The sequence below is a fragment of the Nocardia tengchongensis genome, assembly GCF_054781395.1.
Genome location: NZ_BAAGUM010000006.1, coordinates 528,650 through 551,297 on the forward strand (window position 1 = coordinate 528,650; position 22,648 = coordinate 551,297).

General features: G+C 70.3%; 20 protein-coding genes. 7 read left to right on the forward strand and 13 right to left on the reverse strand.

The features are described 5' to 3' along the window. Positions 1–45: 45 nt before the first annotated feature. The 3 genes from ACYVKL_RS13525 to ACYVKL_RS13535 form a co-directional block, all read right to left on the reverse strand. Entirely contained in the window at positions 46–387 is a 342-nt protein-coding gene (locus ACYVKL_RS13525; RefSeq protein WP_213559803.1) for a WhiB family transcriptional regulator, read from the reverse strand. A gap of 111 nt (positions 388–498) precedes the next feature. After that, positions 499–876 (reverse strand): hypothetical protein, encoded by a 378-nt coding sequence (locus tag ACYVKL_RS13530; RefSeq protein ID WP_379162938.1) that lies wholly within the window; start codon positions 874–876, stop codon positions 499–501. Between the two features lie 105 nt (positions 877–981). Continuing rightward, positions 982–3,138: an ATP-dependent DNA helicase UvrD2 gene (locus ACYVKL_RS13535; RefSeq protein ID WP_379165706.1), complete on the reverse strand. Its 2,157-nt coding sequence runs from the start codon at positions 3,136–3,138 to the stop codon at positions 982–984. Between the two features lie 114 nt (positions 3,139–3,252). Here ACYVKL_RS13535 and ACYVKL_RS13540 point away from each other — a divergent pair, with 114 nt between their 5' ends. After that, positions 3,253–4,071, forward strand: a complete 819-nt coding sequence (locus ACYVKL_RS13540) for a low temperature requirement protein A (protein ID WP_379162940.1) — start codon at positions 3,253–3,255, stop codon at positions 4,069–4,071. Positions 4,072–4,113: 42 nt separating this feature from the next. Here the strand turns inward: ACYVKL_RS13540 and ACYVKL_RS13545 are convergent, their stop codons facing one another. From ACYVKL_RS13545 to ACYVKL_RS13555, 3 genes are read right to left on the reverse strand one after another with little or no spacing between them, the layout of a single operon-like run. Then, complete coding sequence (locus ACYVKL_RS13545) at positions 4,114–4,581, reverse strand: MarR family winged helix-turn-helix transcriptional regulator (RefSeq protein ID WP_213559801.1); 468 nt, start codon at positions 4,579–4,581, stop codon at positions 4,114–4,116. Beyond that, the gene (locus tag ACYVKL_RS13550; protein ID WP_379162944.1) at positions 4,578–5,003 is read right to left on the reverse strand and encodes an EVE domain-containing protein; all 426 of its coding nucleotides are present in this window, start codon (positions 5,001–5,003) and stop codon (positions 4,578–4,580) included. Before ACYVKL_RS13550 ends, ACYVKL_RS13545 begins: the two co-directional genes overlap by 4 nt. Further along, on the reverse strand, positions 5,000–5,422 hold the full coding sequence (locus tag ACYVKL_RS13555) for an SRPBCC family protein (RefSeq protein WP_213559799.1): 423 nt from the start codon (positions 5,420–5,422) through the stop codon (positions 5,000–5,002). Before ACYVKL_RS13555 ends, ACYVKL_RS13550 begins: the two co-directional genes overlap by 4 nt. A 129-nt stretch (positions 5,423–5,551) precedes the next feature. Here ACYVKL_RS13555 and ACYVKL_RS13560 point away from each other — a divergent pair, with 129 nt between their 5' ends. Continuing rightward, positions 5,552–5,803 (forward strand): mycoredoxin, encoded by a 252-nt coding sequence (locus ACYVKL_RS13560; protein WP_357191667.1) that lies wholly within the window; start codon positions 5,552–5,554, stop codon positions 5,801–5,803. Between the two features lie 60 nt (positions 5,804–5,863). On the opposite strand, the gene nudC is transcribed toward ACYVKL_RS13560, so the two are convergent. The 4 genes from nudC to ACYVKL_RS13580 form a co-directional block, all read right to left on the reverse strand. Next, positions 5,864–6,784: an NAD(+) diphosphatase gene (gene nudC / locus ACYVKL_RS13565; protein ID WP_379162948.1), complete on the reverse strand. Its 921-nt coding sequence runs from the start codon at positions 6,782–6,784 to the stop codon at positions 5,864–5,866. A gap of 26 nt (positions 6,785–6,810) precedes the next feature. Beyond that, entirely contained in the window at positions 6,811–7,878 is a 1,068-nt protein-coding gene (locus ACYVKL_RS13570) for a potassium channel family protein (RefSeq protein ID WP_379165707.1), read from the reverse strand. A 182-nt stretch (positions 7,879–8,060) separates the two neighbouring features. Then, the gene (locus ACYVKL_RS13575) at positions 8,061–12,014 is read right to left on the reverse strand and encodes an ATP-dependent helicase (RefSeq protein WP_379165708.1); all 3,954 of its coding nucleotides are present in this window, start codon (positions 12,012–12,014) and stop codon (positions 8,061–8,063) included. Between the two features lie 23 nt (positions 12,015–12,037). Then, the gene (locus ACYVKL_RS13580) at positions 12,038–15,538 is read right to left on the reverse strand and encodes an ATP-dependent helicase (protein ID WP_379165710.1); all 3,501 of its coding nucleotides are present in this window, start codon (positions 15,536–15,538) and stop codon (positions 12,038–12,040) included. A 130-nt stretch (positions 15,539–15,668) separates the two neighbouring features. Between ACYVKL_RS13580 and ACYVKL_RS13585 the strand changes: the two genes are divergently transcribed. Genes ACYVKL_RS13585 through ACYVKL_RS13595 form a run of 3 tightly spaced genes read left to right on the forward strand, consistent with a single transcriptional unit; the run spans position 15,669 to position 17,588 of the window. Next, positions 15,669–16,454 carry an alpha/beta fold hydrolase gene (locus ACYVKL_RS13585; protein WP_379162951.1) on the forward strand — a complete coding sequence of 262 codons (786 nt, stop codon included), beginning with the start codon at positions 15,669–15,671 and terminating at the stop codon, positions 16,452–16,454. 19 nt (positions 16,455–16,473) lie between these two features. Then, positions 16,474–16,797, forward strand: a complete 324-nt coding sequence (locus ACYVKL_RS13590) for an MGMT family protein (protein WP_213559794.1) — start codon at positions 16,474–16,476, stop codon at positions 16,795–16,797. A gap of 35 nt (positions 16,798–16,832) precedes the next feature. Then, complete coding sequence (locus ACYVKL_RS13595; RefSeq protein ID WP_379162954.1) at positions 16,833–17,588, forward strand: VOC family protein; 756 nt, start codon at positions 16,833–16,835, stop codon at positions 17,586–17,588. Between the two features lie 43 nt (positions 17,589–17,631). Here ACYVKL_RS13595 and ACYVKL_RS13600 read toward each other — a convergent pair whose 3' ends face one another. Further along, positions 17,632–17,925, reverse strand: coding sequence for a WhiB family transcriptional regulator (locus ACYVKL_RS13600; protein WP_281423543.1), 294 nt, complete (start codon positions 17,923–17,925; stop codon positions 17,632–17,634). Between the two features lie 41 nt (positions 17,926–17,966). Next, positions 17,967–18,407, reverse strand: a complete 441-nt coding sequence (locus tag ACYVKL_RS13605) for a hypothetical protein (protein ID WP_379162957.1) — start codon at positions 18,405–18,407, stop codon at positions 17,967–17,969. A 251-nt stretch (positions 18,408–18,658) separates the two neighbouring features. Between ACYVKL_RS13605 and ACYVKL_RS13610 the strand changes: the two genes are divergently transcribed. Then, positions 18,659–19,528, forward strand: a complete 870-nt coding sequence (locus ACYVKL_RS13610) for an alpha/beta fold hydrolase (protein WP_379162960.1) — start codon at positions 18,659–18,661, stop codon at positions 19,526–19,528. Between the two features lie 52 nt (positions 19,529–19,580). On the opposite strand, the gene ACYVKL_RS13615 is transcribed toward ACYVKL_RS13610, so the two are convergent. Beyond that, on the reverse strand, positions 19,581–20,411 hold the full coding sequence (locus ACYVKL_RS13615; protein WP_379162963.1) for a helix-turn-helix transcriptional regulator: 831 nt from the start codon (positions 20,409–20,411) through the stop codon (positions 19,581–19,583). A gap of 354 nt (positions 20,412–20,765) precedes the next feature. Here ACYVKL_RS13615 and ACYVKL_RS13620 point away from each other — a divergent pair, with 354 nt between their 5' ends. Further along, positions 20,766–22,514: an NTP transferase domain-containing protein gene (locus ACYVKL_RS13620; RefSeq protein WP_379162966.1), complete on the forward strand. Its 1,749-nt coding sequence runs from the start codon at positions 20,766–20,768 to the stop codon at positions 22,512–22,514. The last annotated feature ends 134 nt before the right edge of the window (positions 22,515–22,648 follow it).

The following is a 22,648-nucleotide window of genomic DNA, read 5'->3' on the forward strand; positions in this document are numbered from 1 at the left end:
GGTAAGCGGGCCGTATGCGTACTAGTCCCCCGGAAGCCGGGGCGGTCATGCCACCGCGACCTTGCGCGGGCGGCCACGCGGGCGCTTGCGGGCGATCACGACACCCTGGTCGAAGATCTCACCGCCCCAGACACCCCACGGCTCGGCGCGATCCAGCGCGGCGGACAGGCAGCCCTGACGGATCGGGCAGCTGGCGCACAGCGCCTTCGCCTCTTCCAGCTGGGCCGGGGACTCGGCGAACCAGAGGTCCGGGTTGCCGGCGCGGCAAGGGACGCTGATCGTGACCGTCCGGCGGGTGCGGGCGGTCGTGTTGGCCACGGTGTTGCGGCATGTCACTCGTTCACGGATGACCGTGGTGGACACGTCGTTCTCCTTCAGCTCGTGCATCGGTCGTTCGTAGGTTTCGCGAAACCGGTGCCGTGGCTGGAGGCCGATAAAACAATGGCCACGGTTTCGCGTCTGTCGCGATCCGTGGCCAGGAGGTCTGGGAGTGAATCCCTACCTGAGTCGACTTCGGTGTCGACTCCTGTTCACGGACGCTGGGTCGGTGGTGTTGGGGCGGGCTGCCAGCAGATGCACCGGTCGCTCGGATCCGGTTGCGCCTGTGACGGTTTCGACGGCGACGGCGTTGCTGTCAACGACTGCCGCTGCCGGGAACCAGTAGCCCTCGGGCTTGTCCTGCTTGATCACGATCTGCTGATCCGCTTGGGCTTTGCTTGCAAAGACCTGAAGACCAAGATCGCCACCCATGCCGGACAGACGAATCCCCTGCGAAGCGAGGATCCCCAGGGAGACGGGCGCAACGGACATGACGGACGTCATGCTGACGCGGCCGGCACTGATGCCGGTCGATGCGATGCATGCGTTGTTGTTCATTGGTCTGCCTCCCTCCTTCACTCGTTTGCGATCAGTACTCGGTGCGCGCGGGGTCTTCCCCTGTGCACCTGAACCACATTAGGTATCCATACAGATACACACAACCTATTTTTGACCTGCGGTTTTCGACCTCACAACGGCGAGCACGTCCGCGCCGTAGGTCTGCAGCTTCTTCGCGCCGATCCCGGGTATCGCGACCAGGGCACGATCGTCGGCCGGGCGTTGTTCGGCGATGGCTGTCAAGGTCGTATCGCTGAATACCACGAAATGGGGCACCTTCAGCTCGTCGGCCTTCTCCTTGCGCCACTCCCTGAGCGCCTCGAGCAGTCCGGTGTCCACGTCGGCCGGGCAGCGCGAACAACGGCCGAGCATGGTGGCCTGGGTGTTCAGCAGCGGGCGGCCACAGATCCGGCAGGTCGGGTGGACCCGTTTGGGCCCGCTGGGGCGCTCGGTGGTGTGGGTGGCGATGCGCGAGGCCGGGGAGTCGTCGGGGACCAGGCCGATCAGGAACCGGGAGCGGCGGCGCACCTTGCGCCCGCCTGCGGATCGGGCCAGCGCCCAGGACAATTGGAGATGCTCTCGCGCGCGGGTGACGCCGACGTAGAGCAGCCGGCGCTCCTCCTCCAGGGCGGCCTCGTCGGACACCGTCGAATCCGGGCCGAGCACATGCTGAATGGGCATGGTGCCGTCGGCCAGGCCGACCAGGAAGACGGCGTCCCACTCCAGGCCCTTGGCCGCGTGCAGCGAGGCCAGTGTGACGCCCTGCACGGTCGGTGGGTGCCGGGCCTCGGCGCGGGCTGCCAGCTCGCGCAGCAGCCCGCTCAGGTCGAGCTCGGGTTCGGCCTCGGCGAGTTCCTCGGTGAGCGCGACCAGCGCCACCAGTGAGGCCCATTTCTCCCGGGCCTGCACGCCGACCGGTTCCTCCTTGGTGAGCCCGACCCCGGCCAGGGCCGCGCGCACCAGGGTGACCAGCTTGGCGCCACGCGCGTCGGGCAGGTCGTCGCGATTGGCGGCGGTGCGCAGCGCGGACACCGCCTGCCGCACCTCGGGACGCTGGAAGAAGCCCTCGCCGCCGCGCACCTGATACGGAATGCCCGCCTCGGTGAGCGCCTGCTCGTAGACCTCCGACTGCGCGTTGATGCGGTACAGGATGGCGATTTCCGCTGCGGGAACACCTTTTCCGAGGAGTTTGGCGACCGCCTTGGCGACCGCGGCGGCCTCGGCGGGTTCGTCGTCGTATTCGGCGAACGCCGGTTCCGGGCCGTCGGGGCGCTGGCCGATGAGTTGCAGCCGGGTGCCCGCGATGCGGCCGCGGGCCGCGCCGATCACCCGGTTGGCCAGCGACACCACCTGCGGGGTGGAGCGGTAGTCGCGTTCCAGGCGGACCACCGTGGCCTCCGGGAAGCGCCGCGAGAAGTCCAGCAGGAAGGACGGACTGGCGCCGGTGAAGGAGTAGATGGTCTGGTTGGCGTCGCCGACCACGGTCAGATCGTCGCGGTCGCCGAGCCAGGCGTCGAGCACCCGCTGCTGCAGCGGGGTGACGTCCTGGTATTCGTCCACCACGAAACACCGGTAGCGGCCGCGGAACTCCTCGGCCACCGAGGAGTAGTCCTCCAACGCGGCGGCGGTGTGCAGCAGCAGATCGTCGAAATCGAGCAGCAGACCGTCGGGCGTGTTCTTCAGCGCCTCGTAGTAGGTGTAGACCGCCGAGACCTTCTTGGCCTCGTAGGGCACGTCGCGGTGGCGGCGGCCCACCTCGCCGGCGTAGTCCTCGGGCGCGATGAGCGAGCCCTTGGCCCATTCGATCTCGCTGATCAGATCGCGCAGGCTGTCGGTGTCGGTGGGCAGGCCCGCGCGGCCCGCGGCCTGGGCCACGATCGGGAACTTGCCGTCGATCAGCCGCCACGGCACGTCACCGACGACCTGCGGCCAGAAGTATTTGAGCTGCCGCAGCGCGGCCGCGTGGAAGGTGCGCGCCTGCACCTGCCCGGCCTCCCCGCTCAACCCCAGCGCCCGCAACCGGTTCCGCAGCTCCCCCGCCGCGCGGGCGGTGAAGGTCACCGACAGCACCTGATCGGCCCGTACGTGCCCGGCCGAGACCAGGTGCGCGATGCGATGGGTGATGGTGCGGGTCTTGCCGGTGCCCGCGCCGGCCAGCACGCAGACCGGTCCCCGGGGTGCGCGCACGGCCGCCGCCTGCTCGGCATCGAGGTCGTCGAGCCGGAGCTGGGCCTGGGTGGTCGCGGCAGTCACGCGCTCCATCATGACAGCGCACTCCGACACAGTCGGCGGCCATCCGCGCGGTGGCGTGAAACGGCGCCGTCGTGGCGGCACCGGATCGGGCCGATGCGGCGAATGGTGCGTTAGCGTGCGGACGTGGTCGATGAGACGCCTGAGACGCCCGATGCCGGGAGCGCCGAGACATCGGGGACGCACGAGCGCCACGCGAGCTGGATGGAGTTGTTCTTCGACCTGGTCGCGGTGGCGGGCATCGGTCAGTTGACGCACCTGCTGCATCGCGGGCCGTCGCTGGGTGACGTGGGCCTGTATGTGGTGCTCTACCTGGCGTTCTGGATGGTCTGGGCCTGTATCACCCTGTACGGCAATATCGCCCGCGACCAGACCCGGGTGGCGTTGATGCTGGCCGCGATGCTGGGTCTGGGCCTGATGGCGGCGGCCGTGCTGGGCCTGGCCTTCGCGGCGTTCGTGATCCTGGCCGGGCTCTGGGCGCTGACCCTGCTGTTCGGTTTCGTGCCCCGTCTGATGACCGAGGCCGCCGCCGGCGCCGACGAGCCCTGGCAGCGCATCATGCTCACCCACTGCGGCATCACCGGCGGCCTGGCCACGCTCGCGGCGGGCTTGGGCTTGGCGCTGGACCACGCGCACGGACACCTGAGTACAGGTGTCGGCTGGGCGTTGTGCGGCGGCGCCGCATGCTATTTCGCGGTGATCGGCCTGAGCGGCGTGCGCAGTGGCGCGGGTTGGCGATGGACGCTGGTCTGGCCCCTGCCGTGCGCGGTGCTGGCCGTCCTGCTCGGCTTCTTCGCCCCGCATCTGACAGCGTTGCCCCTGGTCGGCGCGGTGGCGGCGCTGGTGATCTGGCCGCTGCTGTGGGAGACCTGGGCGGCGGGCAAGTGGGGCAACAGTTCCGGCCCCGACCGCCCGCGCCGGGTCCCGCGAGGGTCAGCGGCCTGACATCCGGCCGCTCGGATCAGTTACGCCACAACCGGTTCGGGCTCAGTCGGAGTCGCGGTCGCGTAGTCGGCGCAGGGCGGCGGTGAAGCGGGGGGTCTGGTCGCCGAGGGGTTCGAAGAATTCTCGGTCGCAGCCTTCGACCGCGCCGATGGCGCGATTGACCAGGGCGGCTCCGGCTTCGGTGGGGAGCAGGGATTTGGCGCGTTTGTCGGTCGGGTGGTCGTGGCGTTCGAGCAGGCCCTTCTGTTCCAGGGTGCGCAGCACCTGGGAGGTCATCATGGGGTCGGTGGCGGCCTGGTCGGCGACGTCGCGCTGGGTGACGGGGTCGCCGCCGGACCGGCCGGTGAGCCAGGTCAGGGCGGCGAGCAGCACGAATTGGACGTGGGTCAGGTCGAAGGGGGCGAGGGCCGCGCGTTGCGCGGCCTGCCAGCGATTGGTCACCTGCCAGAGCAAGAGACCGGGGCTTTCGTCGGCGTCGTCGAACTCCGTGTGTAGTCCGCCATTCGTCACTGGCCGACCATAGCGCGGGAGATGAGTTCGAAGTCGTGCGCGGTGAGTTCGACCAGGCCGCGCCGCAACACGATGCCCCAGTTGGGGACGCTGGTCAGGTCCAGTTCGGTGCGCAGATCGTCGATGGGGACCTGACGGGCGTCGCGGTCGTAGTCGACCGCGCGCCGCCAGGGGCGGAAGCAGCCGCCGAGTTCTTCGACCTGCCAGGCCGGGCCCTCGGCGATGGTGCCGAGGGCGGTGAAGGATTTGATCGGTTCGCCCTCGCGCATGCCGGTGCGGGGCGAGTAGTAGACGAGTCCGTCGCCGGCGCTCATCCGTTCGACCGCGGCGCGTTTGCCGTGATTGGCTTGCGCGAAGCCGAGTTCCACGCCGCGCCGGACGTGGTCGCGGGAGACCACGGCCAGCCAGTACCTGGTGCTCATACCCGCACCGCCTCGGCGGCCTCGACCAGGGCGTCGACATCGCGCTGCAGCGAGTCGCGCAGCCCGCCGCCCATGATCTTGTTCCAGAGCCCGCGCAGCGGACCTTCCATGGTGACGCGGACGGTGACGGTGGTGCAGCCAGCGATGGTGGCGATCTCGTGGGCGAAGATCAGCCGCGCGCCGATCAGCTTGGACGAGTCGATGAACTCGGTGTCGGTGAGCTTGGTGACCACGAACTTGGTCTTGGGTCCGCCCTTGGGCTTGAGAACGCCGGTCGCGCCCTGGACGAAGGGGCCTTCGAGGGTGACCCACTCGGTGTCCTGGTTCCATTCGGGCCAGGTGGCCATGTCGGCCCACTTGGCGAAGAAGGCGGCGGGAGCGGCGGTCGAGGTGGCGGAGGCTTCAGCGATGAACGTCATGCAATTAGTATGCGCGCTTACTATTCACCCGTCAACCCCTGATCTCCGATCGGTTCCGAACAGGGTCGATCCGCTCACACCCGACCCCGCGACAGGAACACGATCGACGGCGAGTATGTTGCACCGACCGTGACTGCTACCGATCTGACCATGTACTCGACGACCTGGTGCGGCTACTGCCGCCGCCTCAAGACCCAGCTCGACGAGGCCGGGATCACCTACGAGGTGATCGACATCGAAGACCACCCGGAGGCCGCCGAGTTCGTCGGCAGCGTCAACAACGGCAATCACGTTGTGCCGACCGTGAAGTACCGGGACGGCTCGACCGCCACCAACCCGACCCTGGTTCAGGTCAAGGAAGCCCTCGCCGCCATCGGCTGAGGCCCCACATACCGAAGAAGCCGCACACCCGTCAGGTGTGCGGCTTCCCGTTGTCCGAGCTCAGTTTTCGGCGGCCCAGGATTCGACGATGGTCCGCGCGATCGAAATCGACCCCGGCAGTAGCAGTTTCGCCGCGCCGCCGGTGGCTCCGGTGGGCGAGCCCCACGCGCCCGCGGCCAGGGCCTCCCGCACCTCGGCCTTGGTGAACCAGTACGCCTCGGCGATCTCGCCGTCGTGGAAGGCCAGCGGCTGGTCCGGGTCGCCGAGGGCGGCGAAGCCCAGCATGAGTGAGCGCGGGAACGGCCACGGCTGGCTGCCCAGGTAGCGGATCTCGCGGACGTCGACGCCGACCTCCTCCTTGATCTCGCGTTCGACGCAGCGCTCCAGCGACTCCCCCGCCTCCACGAAACCGGCCAGCAGCGAGAACAATCCGGCCGGCCAGGTGTGCTGGCGGGCCAGCAGGACGCGGTCGCCGCCGTCGTGGATGAGGCAGATGACGGCCGGATCGGTGCGCGGGAAGTCCTCGTGCCCGGTCGCGCTGATCCGCGACCAGCCGCCGTTGGCGGACGCGGTGGGGCTGCCGTCGACCGCGCTGAAGGCGGCCTTGTCGTGCCAGTTCAGCACGGCGATGGCGGTGGCCAGCAGGCCGGTGCCGAAGTCGTCGAGGTCGAGGGTGGCGCCGAAGGCGCGCAGGTCGGCCAGTTCGCCCTCGATGGTGTTGTCGCGCACCGCCCACAGGTGGGTGTCGCCGTCGACGCCGAGGAAGACGGCCTCGGGGGCGCGTTCGGGGGCGAGGGTGAGCGCGGCGTCGAGCACCACGCCGCCCTGCTCGATGCGGACCTGGCCGCGTTTGTTCATCCGGAGGAGTTTGGCCTGCGGCCAGCCCTCTTTCAGGGCCTGTTCGTCGGAGCGGAGGTGTTCCGCGCGGTCGAGCGAGGTACGCGACAGCACCGGAACCGCATTGAGCTCAAAACCTGACACACCCCGAGACTAGACGGGGGCGTCACTCAGGCGTGGACGCGCCGCAGATACAGCAGCTTGTCGCGGGCCTCGAGGGCGTCTGTCTCCGGGTCGCCGACCCGGATGAGCCGGCCCTCGCGGACCACGCCGAGCACGATGTCGCGCAGGTGGCGCGGGGATCCGCCGACCTCCTCGGATTCCACGTCGCGTTCGGCGATGGCGAAGCCGGCGTCGGGGGTGAGCAGGTCTTCGATCATGTCGACCACGGTGGGCTTGGTGGTGGCGATGCCGAGCAGGCGGCCGGCGGTCTCCGAGGACACCACCACCGAATCCGCGCCGGACTGCCGCAGCACGTGGGTGTTCTCGGCCTCCCGGACCGCCGCGGAAATCCTTGCCTTGGGGTTGATCTCGCGGGCGGACAGGGTGACCAGCACGGCGGTGTCGTCGCGGTTGGCGGCGACCACCACGGCCGCGGCGTGCTGAACTCCGGCCAGCCGCAACACATCCGACTTGGTGGCCGAGCCCTGCACGGTGACCAGCCCGGCGTTGGCGGCGAATTCGAGCACCTGCGGGTCGGTGTCCACCACCACGATGTCGCTCGGCTGCGCGCCGTCGGCGAGCATGGCGTCCACGGCGGTGCGGCCCTTGGTGCCGTAGCCGACTACCACGGTGTGATTACGCACGGTGCGCCTCCATCGCTGAATCTTGAACGCCTGCCGGGATCGTTCGGTGAGCACGGCCAGGGTCGTGCCGACCAAGACGATGAGGAACATGATCCGCAGCGGGGTGACCACGAGGATATTGATCAGCCGCGCGCTCGGGGTGACAGGGGTGATGTCGCCGTAGCCGGTGGTCGACAGGGACACGGTCGCGTAGTACGCGCAATCGAGCAGCCTCATGTGCTCGCGGGCATTGTCGTGGTAGCCGTCGCGGCCGACGTACACCACCAGGGTCGCCCCGGCCAGCAGCAGCACGGCCAGGCCCACTCGCCGTACCAGCGAATACCACGGACTGGACTGTGCGGACGGGATGCGCAGCACCCCGACGAGCGCGAAGTCGGGCCGTTCGGTCAGCCCGGCCAATCCACGCGACGACGAATCACCGATCACGCGAATCACCGTTCAATTCTCGAGATCGACACGTCGACACTTCTGGCAGCGGCACAGGTCCGGAGCGTACCGGGCGAACCGCCGCGCACCACGGTTCGACCGGGGGCGCGTCGCGATGCGGGGGCCGACCGGCCCGAAATCACCGGGCCCGTCGTACAGCCCGAGCGACCGGGGATGGCCGTGGCCGATCAAGCCGACGGATCCGGCGGCAGCGATTCCGGGTCCGGCGGCGGTTCGAATTCCGGCGGGAAGTCGAAGTCGGACACGGCATCCCGCCGCGAACCCTCGGACGTCCACGCGTCCTGCGGGGGCAGTGGCGCGTGCGCCGGTGGCGTCTCGGGAACGAGCGGCATCGCGAAATCCGATGTCGCATTGATGCCGGGTGACGCTTCTGGGTCCGGCGGCTCGGTCGGCCGGGGGCGCAGCAGTTCGACTTCGATGGGCTCGTCGGGCCCCGGATCATCGAAGTCGGGTTCGTCGGGAAGCGGGGGCTCGTCGGGGAGCGGCGGTTCCGGGGCGCGGCGGCGGGGGGCCGCGGTCGTGATGATGGCGGCGAGTTCGGCCGGGCCGGGCAGGTGCGCGGGGGCGATGGTGCGGCCGGAGCGGACGTAGTGGAAGGCCGCGAAGGTCTCGGCCAGCACGTCGGATTCGGCGCGGCCGCTGCGCGCGGACTCCAGCCTGGCCCATGCCAGCCGGTAGACCGCCAGCTGCACGGCGACCGAATCCTCTTCCCCGCGCCGGGGTTCCGCGCCGGTCTTCCAGTCCACGATGACCCAGGCGCCGTCGGGCCGGCGGAAGACGGCGTCCATGCGGCCGCGAATCACGGTGCCCGCGATGGTGGTTTCGAAGGAGACCTCCACGTCCACGGCATTGCGATCGGCCCACGGGGAGGCGAGGAAGGCTTCCTGGAGACGCATCAGGTCGGCGTCGGTGTCGGCGACATCGGCCGCGCCGGGCAGCGTTTCGAAGCCGAGCAGGCGCGCACCGGCGAACCAGCGTTGCAGCCAGGCGTGGAAGGCGGTGCCGCGGCGGGTGTAGGGGCTGGGCGGGTACGGGAGCGGACGGCGCAGGCGCGCAGCCAGTTTCGCGGGGTCGGCGCGCAGGTCGACCAGGGCGGTGGCGGCGAGCTGGCCGGGCAGTTCCACCTCGCGGACGGCTTGTTCGGCGGCGCGATGCTCGGCGATCAGGGCGTCGACGTCCTCGGCCCAGCCCTCGGGGTCCTCGCCGTCGGGGTCGTCGTCCGCGGGATCGTCGTCCGCGGGATCGTCCTCGGCGGATTCGGGATCGGTTGCCGCGTCGCCGAATCCGGGGCCGAAGTCGAGTTCGATCTGCTCGGGCTTCGATTCCTCGCGCAGCACCTCCAGCGCCGCCTTGACCAGGGCCGCGCCTTCTTCCACGAATTCGCGGCGGGAGCCGAGCGGGTCGCGCGGCCAGGTCGCGGTCTGCGGGTTGTCGGTGAAGGGGTTGGGGGTGCCGGGCAGGGGCGGGTCGTCCCAGCGGTCGATGTCGACGCCGCCGGACAGCGCCGAGCCGGGCGTCTCGGTCTCGCGCTTCAGTTCGAGCAGGAAACCGGAGGGCCCCTTGGGTTTCGAGCCGGTCTCGGCCCAGTGGTGGGCGGAGACGAACAGGGCGCGCTCGGTGCGGGTGAGGGCCACGTAGAACAGGCGGCGTTCCTCGTCGAGGCGGCGGGCGGCGAGGGCCTTCTTGTGGTCGTCGAGGGCGCGTTCCAGGTCGGCGCGGTCGTAGAGGTCGGTCAGGTCGAGGACGGGGACGCCGTCGGTGGCGTCCTCCTGGGCGCGGTCGCCGCGCAGCGTGGTGGGCAGTTCGGCGAGCGCGCCCATCCAGGTGGCGGTGCCGGTGCCGGAGGGGAAGGTGCCGTCCACCACGTGCGGGACCGCGACCACCTCCCATTCCAGGCCCTTGGCGGCGTGCACGGTGAGCACCTGCACCCGGTCGTGCGCGACCTCCACTTCGCCGGGCTCCAAGCCGTTCTCGACCTCCTCGGCGGCGGCGAGGAAGTCGAGCAGGCCGGTCAGGGAGGAGCGGTGGTCGGCGGTGTATCCGGCGACCACTTCGGCGAAGGCGTCCAGGTGTTCGCGGCCGGCGGCGGCGTGGGTGCGGCGGGCCTGGGTCTCGACGCCGACGCCGATGGTGCGTTCGACGTCGGCGACCAGTTCGGCCAGCGGCTGCCCGGACCGCTCGCGCAGCGCCGACAGCTCCCGGCCCAGCGCCACGATGCGGGCGAAGCCCTGCGCCGAATACTGTTCCGCGTCACCGGGATCGGCGATGGCGTCGCCGAGGCCCGCCTTCTCGGCGGGTTCGGGCGCGACCTCGCGCAGCGCCTCGTCGAGGGTGGCGGTGTCGGTGATGGCGTCGGTCTGCCCGGCGGGGCGGCGGATGGACAGTTCGCGGGCGCGCCGGGACAGGGCCGCGATGTCGGAGACGCCGATGCGCCAGCGTGCACCGGTCAGGATGCGTACCGCCGCACTGCCGGCCGCGGGATCGGCGATCAGGCGCAGGGTGGCGACGATGTCGGCGACCTCGGGCGTGTGCAGCAGCCCGCCCAGGCCCACGATCTCCACCGGCAGTCCGCGTTCGCGCAGGGCTTCGGCGAGCGGCGCGGCGTCGGCATTGCGCCGCACCAGGACCGCGGAGGTGGGCGGCGGGTTCTCCGCCTCTCGCGCCTCGGCCCATTCCGCGGCGATCCGCTCGGCCACCCAGTCCCGTTCCTCCGCAACGGTTTCCGCCAGCGCCAGCGCGACCAGCCCGGCGGTGGCGTCGGGGCGTGGTCGCAGCGCGTCCACCGTCACTCCCCCACCCCGCGCCGCGCGCTCCCGCAGCGGATCCGACACCAGGTTGGCCAGGTCCAGCGCCTCGGGCGGATTGCGCCAGCTGGTGAGCAGCGGCAGCACGGGCGCGGGAATCCCTGGCGCACTGGGGAAGTCGGTGGTGAAGCGCGGCAGGTTGGCCGCCGACGCCCCACGCCAGCCATAGATCGACTGCATCGGATCGCCGACCGCCGTGACCGCCAGCCGGTGTCGGTGCGTCTGTGCGCCGGCCGAGTCGCCGGATGTGCCGTGGGCACGGGGATCGTCCGCACCGGCGATCCGCGGGGTCGCTTGCCCGTCGACTGGTCGTGGGATATCCGCGGAGTCGTCGTGTCTCGCGGCCGTATTCCTGTGCGGCGCTGCGCTTTCCATGTCCACGACGGTCTCGTCGGCCGCCGCCCCGAACAGGGCCGACAGGAGGATGCGCTGCGAGTGGCCGGTGTCCTGATACTCGTCGAGCAGGACCAGACGGAAGCGGTCTCGTTCGGCCGCACCGACTTCCGGGTGGGTCGCGGCCAGGCGGGCCGACAGCGACATCTGCGCACCGAAATCCAGCGCGCCGCGGCGGCGGAGTTCCTCGGCGAGGCGATCCACCAAGGGCAGCAGGGCCACGCGCTCCTGCTGGGCTTCGATGATGTCGAGCAGGGCTCGTTTGGGGCCGCCCTTCTGACGGGGTCCGGCGGGCAGGGTGTGGACGAGGCGTTCCAATTCCAGGTGGGCCGTGGCCAGTTCGCGCGGGTGCACCAGATGCTCGGCGAGCTGGCCCGACAGGGCGAGCACCGCCTCGGTGACGCCGACCGGGCTGCGGTCGGTGTCCAGGTCGCCGTCCCAGGTGGAGACCACACGGTAGGCGAGCTGCCACAGCTGGGTCTGGGTGAGCAGGGTGGCGGTCGGTTCGACCGGCAGCAGCAGGCCGTATTCGGTGAGCAGGCGGCCCGCGTAGGAGTGGTAGGTGCTGATCTCGGGTTCGGCGGCGGTGAGCTGGGCGCGCAGCCGGCCGGTCGGGTCGAGGTCGCGCACCACGGGCGCGCCCGCCAGCCGGGCCAGGCGGGTGCGGATGCGAGTGGTGAGCTGCTGGGCGGCTTTCCGGGTGAAGGTCAAGCCCAGCACCTGGTCGGGTTCCACCAAACCGTTGGCCACCATCCAGACCACGCGGGCTGCCATGGTCTCGGTCTTGCCCGCGCCCGCGCCGGCCACCACCAGGGTCGGGCCGGGCGGGGCGGCGATGACGGCGGCCTGTTCCTCGGTGGGCGGGGGCAGGCCGAGCGCGTCGGCGAGCTGACGCGGCGTGATGGTCGCCCCGTCGCCCGCCATCGACCCGTCACCCGATGGGGCGCTCACTCGTCCGTCACCTGGCGGCCGCGGTCCTGCACGGGGCAGCTGCCCGCGACCTTGCAGTGACGGCAGCCGTCATTGCGCATGGCGAGGTAGCTGGGGCCCTTGGAGGCGTCGGCGGCGTGGTGGACGATGGCGCGCCAGCTGTCGACGCCCGCGGCGTCCAGCGGCGGCTGGGTGCGCTGGGTGGCGCCCTCCTTGGCACTGGGTTTGGCGACGTACACCAGGCGCGCGCCGCCGGGCTCGCCCTCGCCGAGCGCGCCCTCGGCGGCCGCGACCTGGTAGGTGGCCAGCTGCGCGTGCTCCTCGGCGGCCTGCTTGGAGATGGGCGTCTTGCCGGTCTTCACGTCCACGATGACGAAGCGGCCCAAGGCATCTCGTTCCACCCGGTCGACCCGTCCGGCGATCCGGACCGGCAGTTCGCCGGGGCCGCGGGCGGGCAGCACGCAGTCCACCGGCACCTCGACGCCGATCGTGGTGAGCTCGTCGCGGGTGTTGCGCAGCCAGGCCAGGAAGGTGTCGACCATGGTCTCGGTGCGGCGCAGTTCGGCCCGGGAATGCCAGTTCTCGCCGTCGCGGGCGGTGGGGTCGACCTTCTTCCACGCCTTCACCAGGGCCTGCTTGACCTGGGTTTCGTTGACCTGCCCGGCCAGCGCCTGCACCAGGGTGTGCACCAGATTGCCCTTGAGGGCGTGCGGGTTCTCGCCGTCGCCGCCGCCGTGCCGTTCCAGCGCCCAGCGCAGCGGGCAGGTCTCGAGCTGATCGACGGTGGACGGGGACAGCGAGATCATCCCGGATTCGGTGTCCCACAGCGGATTCACGGAGGAGAGTTCGGCGGTGCCGTACCAGTCGTCGGGGTGGGCGCCGCGCACCCCGGCCTGCGCCAGCCGCGCCAGCTGCCGGGCCGCGCGCATCCGGCGGGCGGGATTGGTCTCGGGATCGCATGCGGCGGTGCGCAATTCGGCGATCAGCGCGTGCATGGCCAGGGCGCGGCCGGGATCCACCGGCGGTGGGATCTTGCCCGGCCGGCCGTCCTCGGCGTCCGCGTCCAGTTCGCCCAGGAAGCGCGAGGGCACCAGATCCTGATCCCCCGTGACGGATTCGACCGCCGTCACCAGCAGCGATCGCCGCGCCCTGCTACACGCCACCAGCAGCAGCCGCCGTTCCTCGGCCAGCAGCGGCGCGGAACGGCTCACCTTCTCGCCCGCACCGCCGACGCCGGCGAGCAGATCCACCAGTTCCTCGACACCCAGGAGCGTGCCCCGCAACCGCAGGTCCGGCCAGATGCCCTCCTGCACCGCCGCCACCGCCACGGTGTCCCATTCCCGCCCGGCCGCCGCGTGCGCACTGCAGATGGTCACCGCTTCGCCGGGATCGGTGATCGGCGCGTTGTCCTGCGGAATCACCTGCTGCTCCAGGTATTCCACGAAACCCTCGACGGTGGCGCGCGGCAGCCGATCCACGTACGCCGCGGCCGCCTCGAAGAGGCCCACCACCGCGTCCAGGTCCCGATCGGCCTGCATCCCGCCCGCGCCCCCGCGCTCGGACTGCCCCGTCCACCGCCGCTCCAGCATGGACGCCGTCCACACCCCCCACATCACGTCCTCGAGCCCACCGCCCTCGCGCCGCACCTTCCGCGCCCGCCCCAGCGCCTTGAGCACCCGCCGCAGCGGCGCGGCCTCCACCGTGGTGAGCTTCTCGAGCACCACCCGATTCCGGGTCCCCACCAGCAGGTCCCGCAGAATCTCCGCCGACGACCGGTCGAGGTCGGCGAAGCGGTCGGTGTCGTCGAAGGATTCCGTGCCAACCGAATTCGTCTCCACCACAAGGGTTTCGACCGAGTCGTTCTCCGCGGCGTCGGCGACGGGAGGCTCCGGGTAGCCCAGCTCCATGACGGTGCGCCGGATGCCGCGGCGCAGTCGCCGCAGGCTGATCTGGTCCGCGCCGCCGAGCGGTCCCGCGAGCAGGTCGAGCGCGTCGTCGGCGGTGAAGCCGATCGGTCGCGGATGCCGCACCGCGGTGGGATCGCCGGCGGTTACGGCCCGCAGCGCCAACAGCATCCACGCCGCGCCCCGCCGCCGCGCGAGCGGCACGTCGGCGGGTGGCTGCCGGACCGGCACCCCCGCGGCCAGCAGGGCGCGGCGCAGCGGGGCCAGTGACAGCGGCACCGACCGGACGATCACCGCCATGCGGGACCAGGGCACGCCGTGGGTGAGGTGGGCGCGCCGCAGGTGGTCGGCGATCAGCGCCGCCTCCTTGGCGGGGGTGGTGAGCACCTGCACCCGCACCTCGCCCTCGAGTTGCACGGCACCCCGGTGAGTCTCGTCGGCATCGGCGGGCGCGGAAGGCTGCACGCGGTGGATCGCGGAGCCGGGCAGCCGGGATGCGATGCGGTCGGCTACTTCCTGGACAGCGCGGACGGAACGGTGGTTGCGGCGAAGGATGATTCGACGGTCGGCGGGGGCGTCGGGGGTGGCGGCGAAGCGGGAGTCGGCGCCGCGGAAGGTGTAGACGGATTGGTCGGGGTCGGCGGCGATGACGGTGGTGGCGGTGCCGGAGCCGAGCAGGCGGATCAGTTGGGCGGCATGGGGATCGAGGTGCTGGGCGTCGTCGACGAGGATGCAGCGCAGTCGATCGCGTTCGGCGGCAAGGAGTTCCGGATCGACGTGGAAGGCCTCGAGCGCGGCGGTGACGAGTTCGGCGGCGTCGAGGGCGGGAGCGCTGGCCTCGGGCACGTCCATGCCGACCGACCAGCGCAGCATCATGATCTGCTCGTAGCGTTCGGCGAAATAGCCGGCGGCGACCCATTCGGGATGGCGGTGGCGGCGGCCGAGCTCGATCAGATCCTCGGGTCCGAGACCCCGTTCGGTGGCCCGCAACATGAGGTCCCGCAATTGTTCGGCGAACCCGGCCGCGGTGAGTGCCGGATGCAGCCGTTCGGGCCAGCCGAGCGCGCCGTCGGCGACGTCGCCGCGCAGCAATTCACGAATGACGATGTCCTGCTCGGATCCGGTGAGCAGGCGCGGCGGCGGGTTGCCGTGCGCGGCCGCGAACGAACGCAGCAGGCCGAACGCGTAGGAGTGGAGGGTCCGCACCAGCGGGCCGCGGGTCGCGCCGGGCACGCCGTCCACGACCGAGCCGTCATCGGCTGGATCGAAGGCCGCGCGGTCCGCGGCCGAGTAGCCGGATGCGCCGTAGGCCGCCGCTGGAGCCGCGGCGGCGACGCGGGCGGTGATGGCGGCGCGCACGTCCGTGGCCGCCCGCTTGGTGTAGGTGAGGACCAGCACCGATTCCGGCGGGACCCCGGCCAGGATGCGGGTGGCGGCCAGGTCGGCGAGCAGCGCGGTCTTCCCGGTGCCGGGTCCGCCGAGCACCTGCCAGGGCGCCCAGCCGGGGTCGGCGCCGAGCACGTCGAAGAGCGGCCGGAGGGCGGGGTCCCACTCCCGGGGGAGCGTTTCCGCCTCGGCCCGGCGCACCAATTGCACCGAGCTATCCGATCGCATCACGTCGGCTATTTCAACAGACCGCCCCGACAGTTTTCGTTTGCCATGAGTTGTCCGTGCCGACGGTCACATTCGATATGCCGTTCATGATCATGGTCCGCGATTCGCCGCTGGCGACGCAGGCAGCAGAATGGGCGGTGTGGTGGAGCTTCATACTCATCGTTTCGGTCCCCCGACCGGTCCGGTCGTGCTGGCGTTGCACGGGTTGACGGGCCACGGCCGGCGCTGGCAGATCCTGGCCGACGATCATCTCCCCGACGTCCGGATCATCGCACCGGATCTGCGCGGGCACGGGAGGTCGCCCGGCGTGCCGCCGTGGGATTTCGAGACGCTGGTCGATGATCTCGCCGCGTTGCTGGAGCGCGAGACCAGCGAACCGGTGGTGGTGGTCGGGCATTCGTTCGGCGGCGCGATCGGGGTGCACCTGGCGCGGCGGCGGCCGGAGCTGGTGCGCGGGCTGGTGCTACTGGATCCGGCGCTGGGCCTCGACCCCGACCGCATGCTGAGCATCGCGAGTTCGACGCTGACGTCCCCGGATTACGCGGACGTCGAGCAGGCTCGCTTCGACAAGCTCGAGACCGCCTGGGGTGAGCTCGATCCCGCGGTGCTCGAGGCCGAGTTGGCCGAGCATCTGGTGCCCACGGCCGACGGCCGGGTGGGCTGGCGGGTGACGATGCCCGCGATCATCGCCTTCTGGGGTGAGATCGCCCGCGATTTCGTGCTGCCGCCGGCGACGCTGCCCACGGTGCTGGTGCAGGCGATGAAGGTGGATCCGCCGCTGGTGTCCCCCACGTTCCGGGCGGCGCTCACCGAGCACCTGGGCGACCGGCTCACGGTGCTGGAATTCGACTGCGATCACATGGTGCCCCAGGCCCGGCCCGCGCGAACCGCGGAACTGGTCCGCGGGCTGCTCTGAGCCCAGAGGGAGGCGTGACATGGCGACCACCGATGCCGAGGTCGAGCGGGTGCGGGAGCTGGTCGCGGCGATTCCGCCCGGTCGGGTAGCCACCTACGGCGATATCGCGGCCGCGGCGGGGTTGTCCACACCGCGCACGGTCGGGTGGATCATGCGCACCGATTCCGCGGATCTGCCGTGGCATCGGGTGCTGCGCGCAAACGGCACGCCCGCACCACATTTGGCGCATCGGCAGCTGGCCCAGCTGGCCGCCGAGGGCTGTCCGCTGAACGGGGACCGGGTGGACCTGTCCCGGGCGCGCGTCCATTGGGACCCGTCTCTCGGCCGGTTCGCCGAAAGCTGATACCCGTCACCCCGGCCGCCGGTTACCGTGGAGATATGTCCACCCGGCTGGCGCGCGTGGTGTTCGATGCGGAGCGACCCGTTATGGTCGCCCGCTTCTGGGCCGCGTTGCTGAACTGGGAGGTGATGGTGGACCGGCCCGGGGAGGTCGATATCGCCGCGCCGGACCCGGACGGGCCGGACGTGGCGCTCACCTTCCTCCCCGCGCGGCGGGCCAAGACGGCGCGGAACCGTATTCATCTGGATCTGTGCAGCCGCTCCCTGGACCAGCAGGGGGTGCTGGTGGACCGGGCACTGTCCCTGGGCGCCCGGCGGCTGGACATCGGTCAGGGCGTGGTGCCCTGGACCGTGCTGGCGGATCCCGAGGGCAACGAGTTCTGCGTGCTGGAGCCCCGGGAGCAATACGTCGACACCGGCGCGGTGGCGGCGATCGTGGTCGATACCCGGGATCCGTTGCGGCTGGCCGAGTTCTGGTCAGCGGCCTCGGGCTGGCAACTCACCCACCAGACCTCTCGCTACGCGGGAATCCGGGCGGCCACCGGGCTGGGCCCGTGGCTGGAATTCCTGCGTTCGCCGCAGGCGCTGGGCGAGCACGGGCGCCTGCATCTGGATCTCGTCGCCTTCCCCTCCGACGATCCCGTCGAGGAGACGGCCCGGTTGCGGGCCGCGGGCGCGGTTCCGGTCGACCGCGAGACGGCGCCCGGCGGGGATTCGCCGGTGGGTGCGCCGGTGGCGGTGCTGGCCGATCCGGAGACCAATGAATTCTGTCTCTTACAAGCAACAATCGATTGAAAAACTCCGGCCGGATCGGCGTAATTGCCGGGCCGGACGACCGTCAGGCCGCGCCGCGTTCGAAGCGCCGGCGCTCACGCGGCGAGAGTCCGCCCCAGATGCCGAAACGCTGATCGTGGCTGAGCGCGTAGTCGAGGCATTCCTTCTTCACATCGCACGAGGAGCAAATGCGCTTGGCCTCGCGGGTGGAGCCGCCCTTGTCGGGAAAGAATGCTTCGGGATCGGTTTGGGTGCACAGCGCCTGCTGGTGCCAGGATTCCGAGTCGGCGCCGTCGCGGCGGGCGAGAGATTCGAACATGGCGTCGAAATTGGTGAAAAGCAGCTTCACTATCCTCATCCCTTCAATACAAGTATCAGAAAGAAAAACGCGCGGTATGTTTACGCGCGACCCATGCCGCAGTCACCACTGACCGCCGCCAACCTGGCCTGTTCACCATTGACGAAGATGCGACGGGCATGCACCGCTGCCGGCGCACCGGACCACGGCGCGAGCGAGGTGGTGAACATGAGTTCGCACCAGCTCAATGCCGGGACCTCGCCGCCGCAGAGGGTATTCAGCAGAGAGAGTTCCTGATCGCTGTCATTCCAGGCGGCGAACAGCCATGAGGCGTCCAACCGGCCCAGGAATTCCTCGGCGTCTTCCGGAACGCCCAGCGGGGCGTCCACAGCCAGGTGGACGACCGCGGCGATCGCGTGACGCATCCGGGCGTCGAGGCCGACTCCGTCGTGCAGCAAGAGACCTTCGAGCGACTCCCGCAATCCCGCGCCGCGATCGATCCGGAAGTCGTTCCGTCGCGCTGCGGTGGTGACGTCGAACATTTGTTTCCTCCCTTGAAATTGCGCTTGTCCCAAAAGCGCCATGCGCTGATTTAAAAGGCCTCGTGATCTTGTTGTCCAGTTTTGAGGCAATCTGGGGCAAACCCCTAGCAGTACTGACACTGGCCAGTGTGGGTACCCGCCGGGAACCGCACCGCAGGGTGCCTGGCACCACGCGGGCAAACATATAGGGAGCGGCGTGTTCCGCCGTTTATGGTCTGACCATGCCTTATGTGCGATCAGGTTCAGCAACAGTGCATTACACCTCCAGCCAGGTCAGCGGCCCCACGCTGCTGCTCGCCCATGGATTCTTCATGGACGAGTCCATGTTCGAGCCCATGCGCGAATCTCTGGCAGCCGCCGGTATCAATCTCGTAACGGTCGACGCGCGCTGCCATGGACGGACGCAGTCACCCGATGGCGAACCGTTCAGCTATTGGGATCTGGCCGCCGACGGATTGGCGGTACTGGACGAACTCGGAATCGAGCAGGCGGTCATCGGCGGAATGAGCCAGGGGGGCTACTCCGCATTGCGCATGGCATTGCTGGCCCCTGAACGCATCCAGGGCCTCGCGTTGATCGATACCGAGGCCACCGCGTGCACCCCGGCCGAATTGGCCTACTACCGCGAATTCTTCGAACGCTGGTCCGGGACCGAGCCGCTGGCCCCACTGGTGGCCGAATTGGCACCGCAGCTCATCGGCGGCACGGATCCGCGGCTGTGGCGCGCCTGGACCAGTCGCTGGTACAGCTCCGACCGCAACGGCATCATGCCGGCCGCCCGCTGCCTGATGGACCGCAGATCGGTGCTCCATCGACTATCGGAGATCACCGCACCCGCCCTCGTCGTGCGCGGCAGCCACGACAGCAACAGCACATCCCAGAAATCCGAGGCGCTGACCGCCGGCCTGTCCGGCGCCGACGGCGTCGTCACCATCCCCGGCGCGGGACACGGTGCGGCCTGGACCCACCCGGAAGTGGTTGCGCCACTGTTGATCCGGCTGGTCGAACAGTCCACCGCGCGCCGCGAGAGCAAGTTGACGCGGGCCCTGTCCGCGCCGTGGCCGAAGGTCCGCGGCGAGCGCGGGATGCGCGCCGAGCGCGAGATTCAGGCCGCGCAGTAACCGGTCGCGCTCGTCGAGTTCGCAGCAGCCCCGCGGGCCGTGCCCATGGCGGTCACGGCCGGCCGGTTCCCTCGTCGAGACCGGCTTCGCCGAACCCGGCTCCGGCCTCGTGCCAGCTCGGAATGCCGAGGAAGATCTGGATCTGGCTGGGGTAGGCGGCGTTGAAGACGCTGAACAGCTGCACCGCGATGTCGAAGCGCCGGCCGCTGTCGCGTTCGCGCAGGCGCATGGTGGCGCGGGGCCGTCCGTAGGCGGCGATGCCCTCGTCCCACATTTCCCGGAAAAGTCCGAAACGTCCGAGTTCCGCAAGGAATTCAACCGACCAGGCGGTATCTCCTGAGCTCGCGATCAGCCCGCGCAGCCAGTGCACGGTCAGCCGGACCTCTTCCTCCCACTCGACCATCACCCCGCGCGCGGCCTCGTTACCCAGGAACCAGCGCAGAATATTGGTGTCGCGCTCCAGTCCGGGGAATGCCCGGGCATAGCTTTCGTTGCACGCCAGCACATTCCAGCGCGTATCGACGTAGGCGGCCAGGTTCGGCTCGTGTAGATCGAGCGCCCGGCGCATGTCGTCGGTGATTTCGGCGCGCAGTTGTTCCACCGAGGGGAATTCGCTCACGCCGAGTCCGGCCAGATCGAGCAGATGGCGGCGCTCGACGGCGGACAGCGGGGTTATTCGATCCAGATAGCGCAGCAGCGCATCGACCACCTCGCGGGTGGGGTGGCCACGATCGCCCTTCTCCAAATGGCTGATGTAGCTGGCGCTCACGCCGGCGTTGAAGGCGAGTCGTTCGCGTGATACGCCCCGGGCATCACGCAACCGGCGCAGCAGCAGTCCGAAAGTCGGCGGCTTCAGATCGTCCGAGTCCCTATCCGGTTTCACGCCCAGCACCACGCCGTTCCCTCTCCACAAACACTCAGCAAACCAACCTTCATCGCTCTGAGTCCTCCTGGTTCCGGACAGTGGGACCCGGTGTGACGCCTGGTGCGAACTGTGACGAACGCCGCATACTCCGCCAGTTCTCGACTCGGATACTGCCATATGCGATTGTTCCGAAGGTTAAAACAAGACCATTTCTACTATGTGTCGTGCCACATCTCATAACGTAACGACTATCGGCAATTGCTTAGCAAGCGCAGGTTTCCGGCGCGCCCGACAGACCTTCAACAGCCTGCCACTACGATCTTCAACCATGCGCTCCGAGCCACCGACACTCCCCCGCCCCGGACGGGGATCGTGACACCCGTCGACGCCATCGTGCTGGCCGGTGGAAAGGCCAGCCGAATGGGCGGCGTGGACAAGCCCGCCCTGGTCGTGGGCGGTCAGTCCATGCTCGACGCGGCGCTCACGGCGGTCGCCGGCTGCACGCGCACCGTGGTGGTGGGACCGCACCGGCCCGAGCTGCCGCCGGAAGTCCTTCAGGCACAGGAGATACCGGCCGGCGCGGGCCCCGTCGCGGCCATCGCCGCAGGTCTGGGCGCACTGGCCGGCTGCGAGTTCCCGGCCGGGCTGATCGTGGTGCTGGCCGCGGACATGCCGTTCCTCACCGCCGCGGCGATCGATGAACTGCTCTCCCACGCAAGGGAATCCGGGAGCGACGCGGTGTTCGCCGCGGACGCCTCGGGCCGCCCGCAGTACCTGGTCGGCGTGTGGCGCCGAGCCGCGCTGGACACGGCGCTGAAAGCCCTGGACTCCCTGGTGAATCGGCCGATGAAGGCGCTGGTGCCGGTGGACACCGCCATGGTGGCGCTGCCCGGGGTCGAGGATTGCGACACTCCCGAGGACGTGCGCCGGGCCCGCACCGGGGCCGCCCGCGCGGCCGAACCGCTGTGGCTCGACGAGGCCCGGGATGTGCTGCGCACGAGCATCTCCCCGCTGCCGGCCCGCCGCGCGACCCTGCGATCGGTGCGCGGGGCCACCCTGGCGGCCCCGCTGCGCGCGGCGGATGCGCTGCCGCGCTTCGACGTTTCGGCCATGGACGGGTACGCGGTCAGCGGCGACGGGCCCTGGCAGCTGCGCCGCGATATCGGCTTCGCCGGCGGCGAGCGGCCGGTGGGCCTGCTCGACGGCGAAGCGGTGCGGATCGCGACCGGCGCGCACGTGCCCGACGGGACCAGTTCGGTGGTGCGGGACGAGTTCGTCCGCATCGACGCCGAGGGCACGCTGTATCGCCTGCCGGACACGCCCATTCGCGAGGATGTGCGCCGCCGCGGCGAATACTGGCTGCCCGGTGACGAAGTCGCGCCCGCCGGCACCCCGGTGAACGCGGCGCTGATCTCGGTGGCCGCCAGCGCGGAGGTCGCGGCGGCGTCCGTGCGCGGCCCGGTGCGCGCCCGAATCGTCATGACCGGCGACGAGATTCGCGGGGAGGGCCCGTTGCACACCGGCCAGACCCGCGACGCGATCGGTCCGGTGCTGCCCGACATACTGGCCTGGTACGGCGTGTCGACCATCGATCGGGTGCATCTGCGCGACTCCGAGAACGCCTTCGACGAGGTGCTGGCCGCGGCCGCCGACTGCGATCTGCTCGTCATCGTGGGCGCCACCGGCGGCGGTGCGGCCGATCAACTGCGCTCGGCCCTGGACCGCACCGAGGCCACCATGCTGCTGCGCCGCCTGCGGCTGCGCCCCGGCGGCTCCACCGTGGCCGCCCAACTGGATTCCGGCACAGTCGTTCTGGGCCTGCCAGGCAACCCGTTCGCGGCCATCGGCACCCTGCTGGCCCTGATCGGCGCGACCGTGGAGGCCATGACGGGCGCGACACCGGCCCGCAAGATCCTGGGCCCGCTCGCCAACGCGGGCGAGCTGACCGCGCCCGTGGCCCGCATCGTCCCGGCCCGCGCGCTGCCCGGTGGCGGCTTCCACGGCGATCTGCGCCTGCACACGGCGCACCTGGCGGACCTGCTGGACCGTGACGGCCTGGTGGTGGTCCCGGCCGACGCCGTCGACGGGGACCTCGCCGAGTTCATCCCGCTGCGCGGCTGAGCCGACGCGGATCAGTCGATCCTGAACTTGCATCTGATACACGTACCGCATCCAAGGTAGGGGTCGCCGGACACGGCAGAACCGCTGCACTCCAACGGATATGCAGCGGGAACGCGGTATCGGGACCGAGTGTG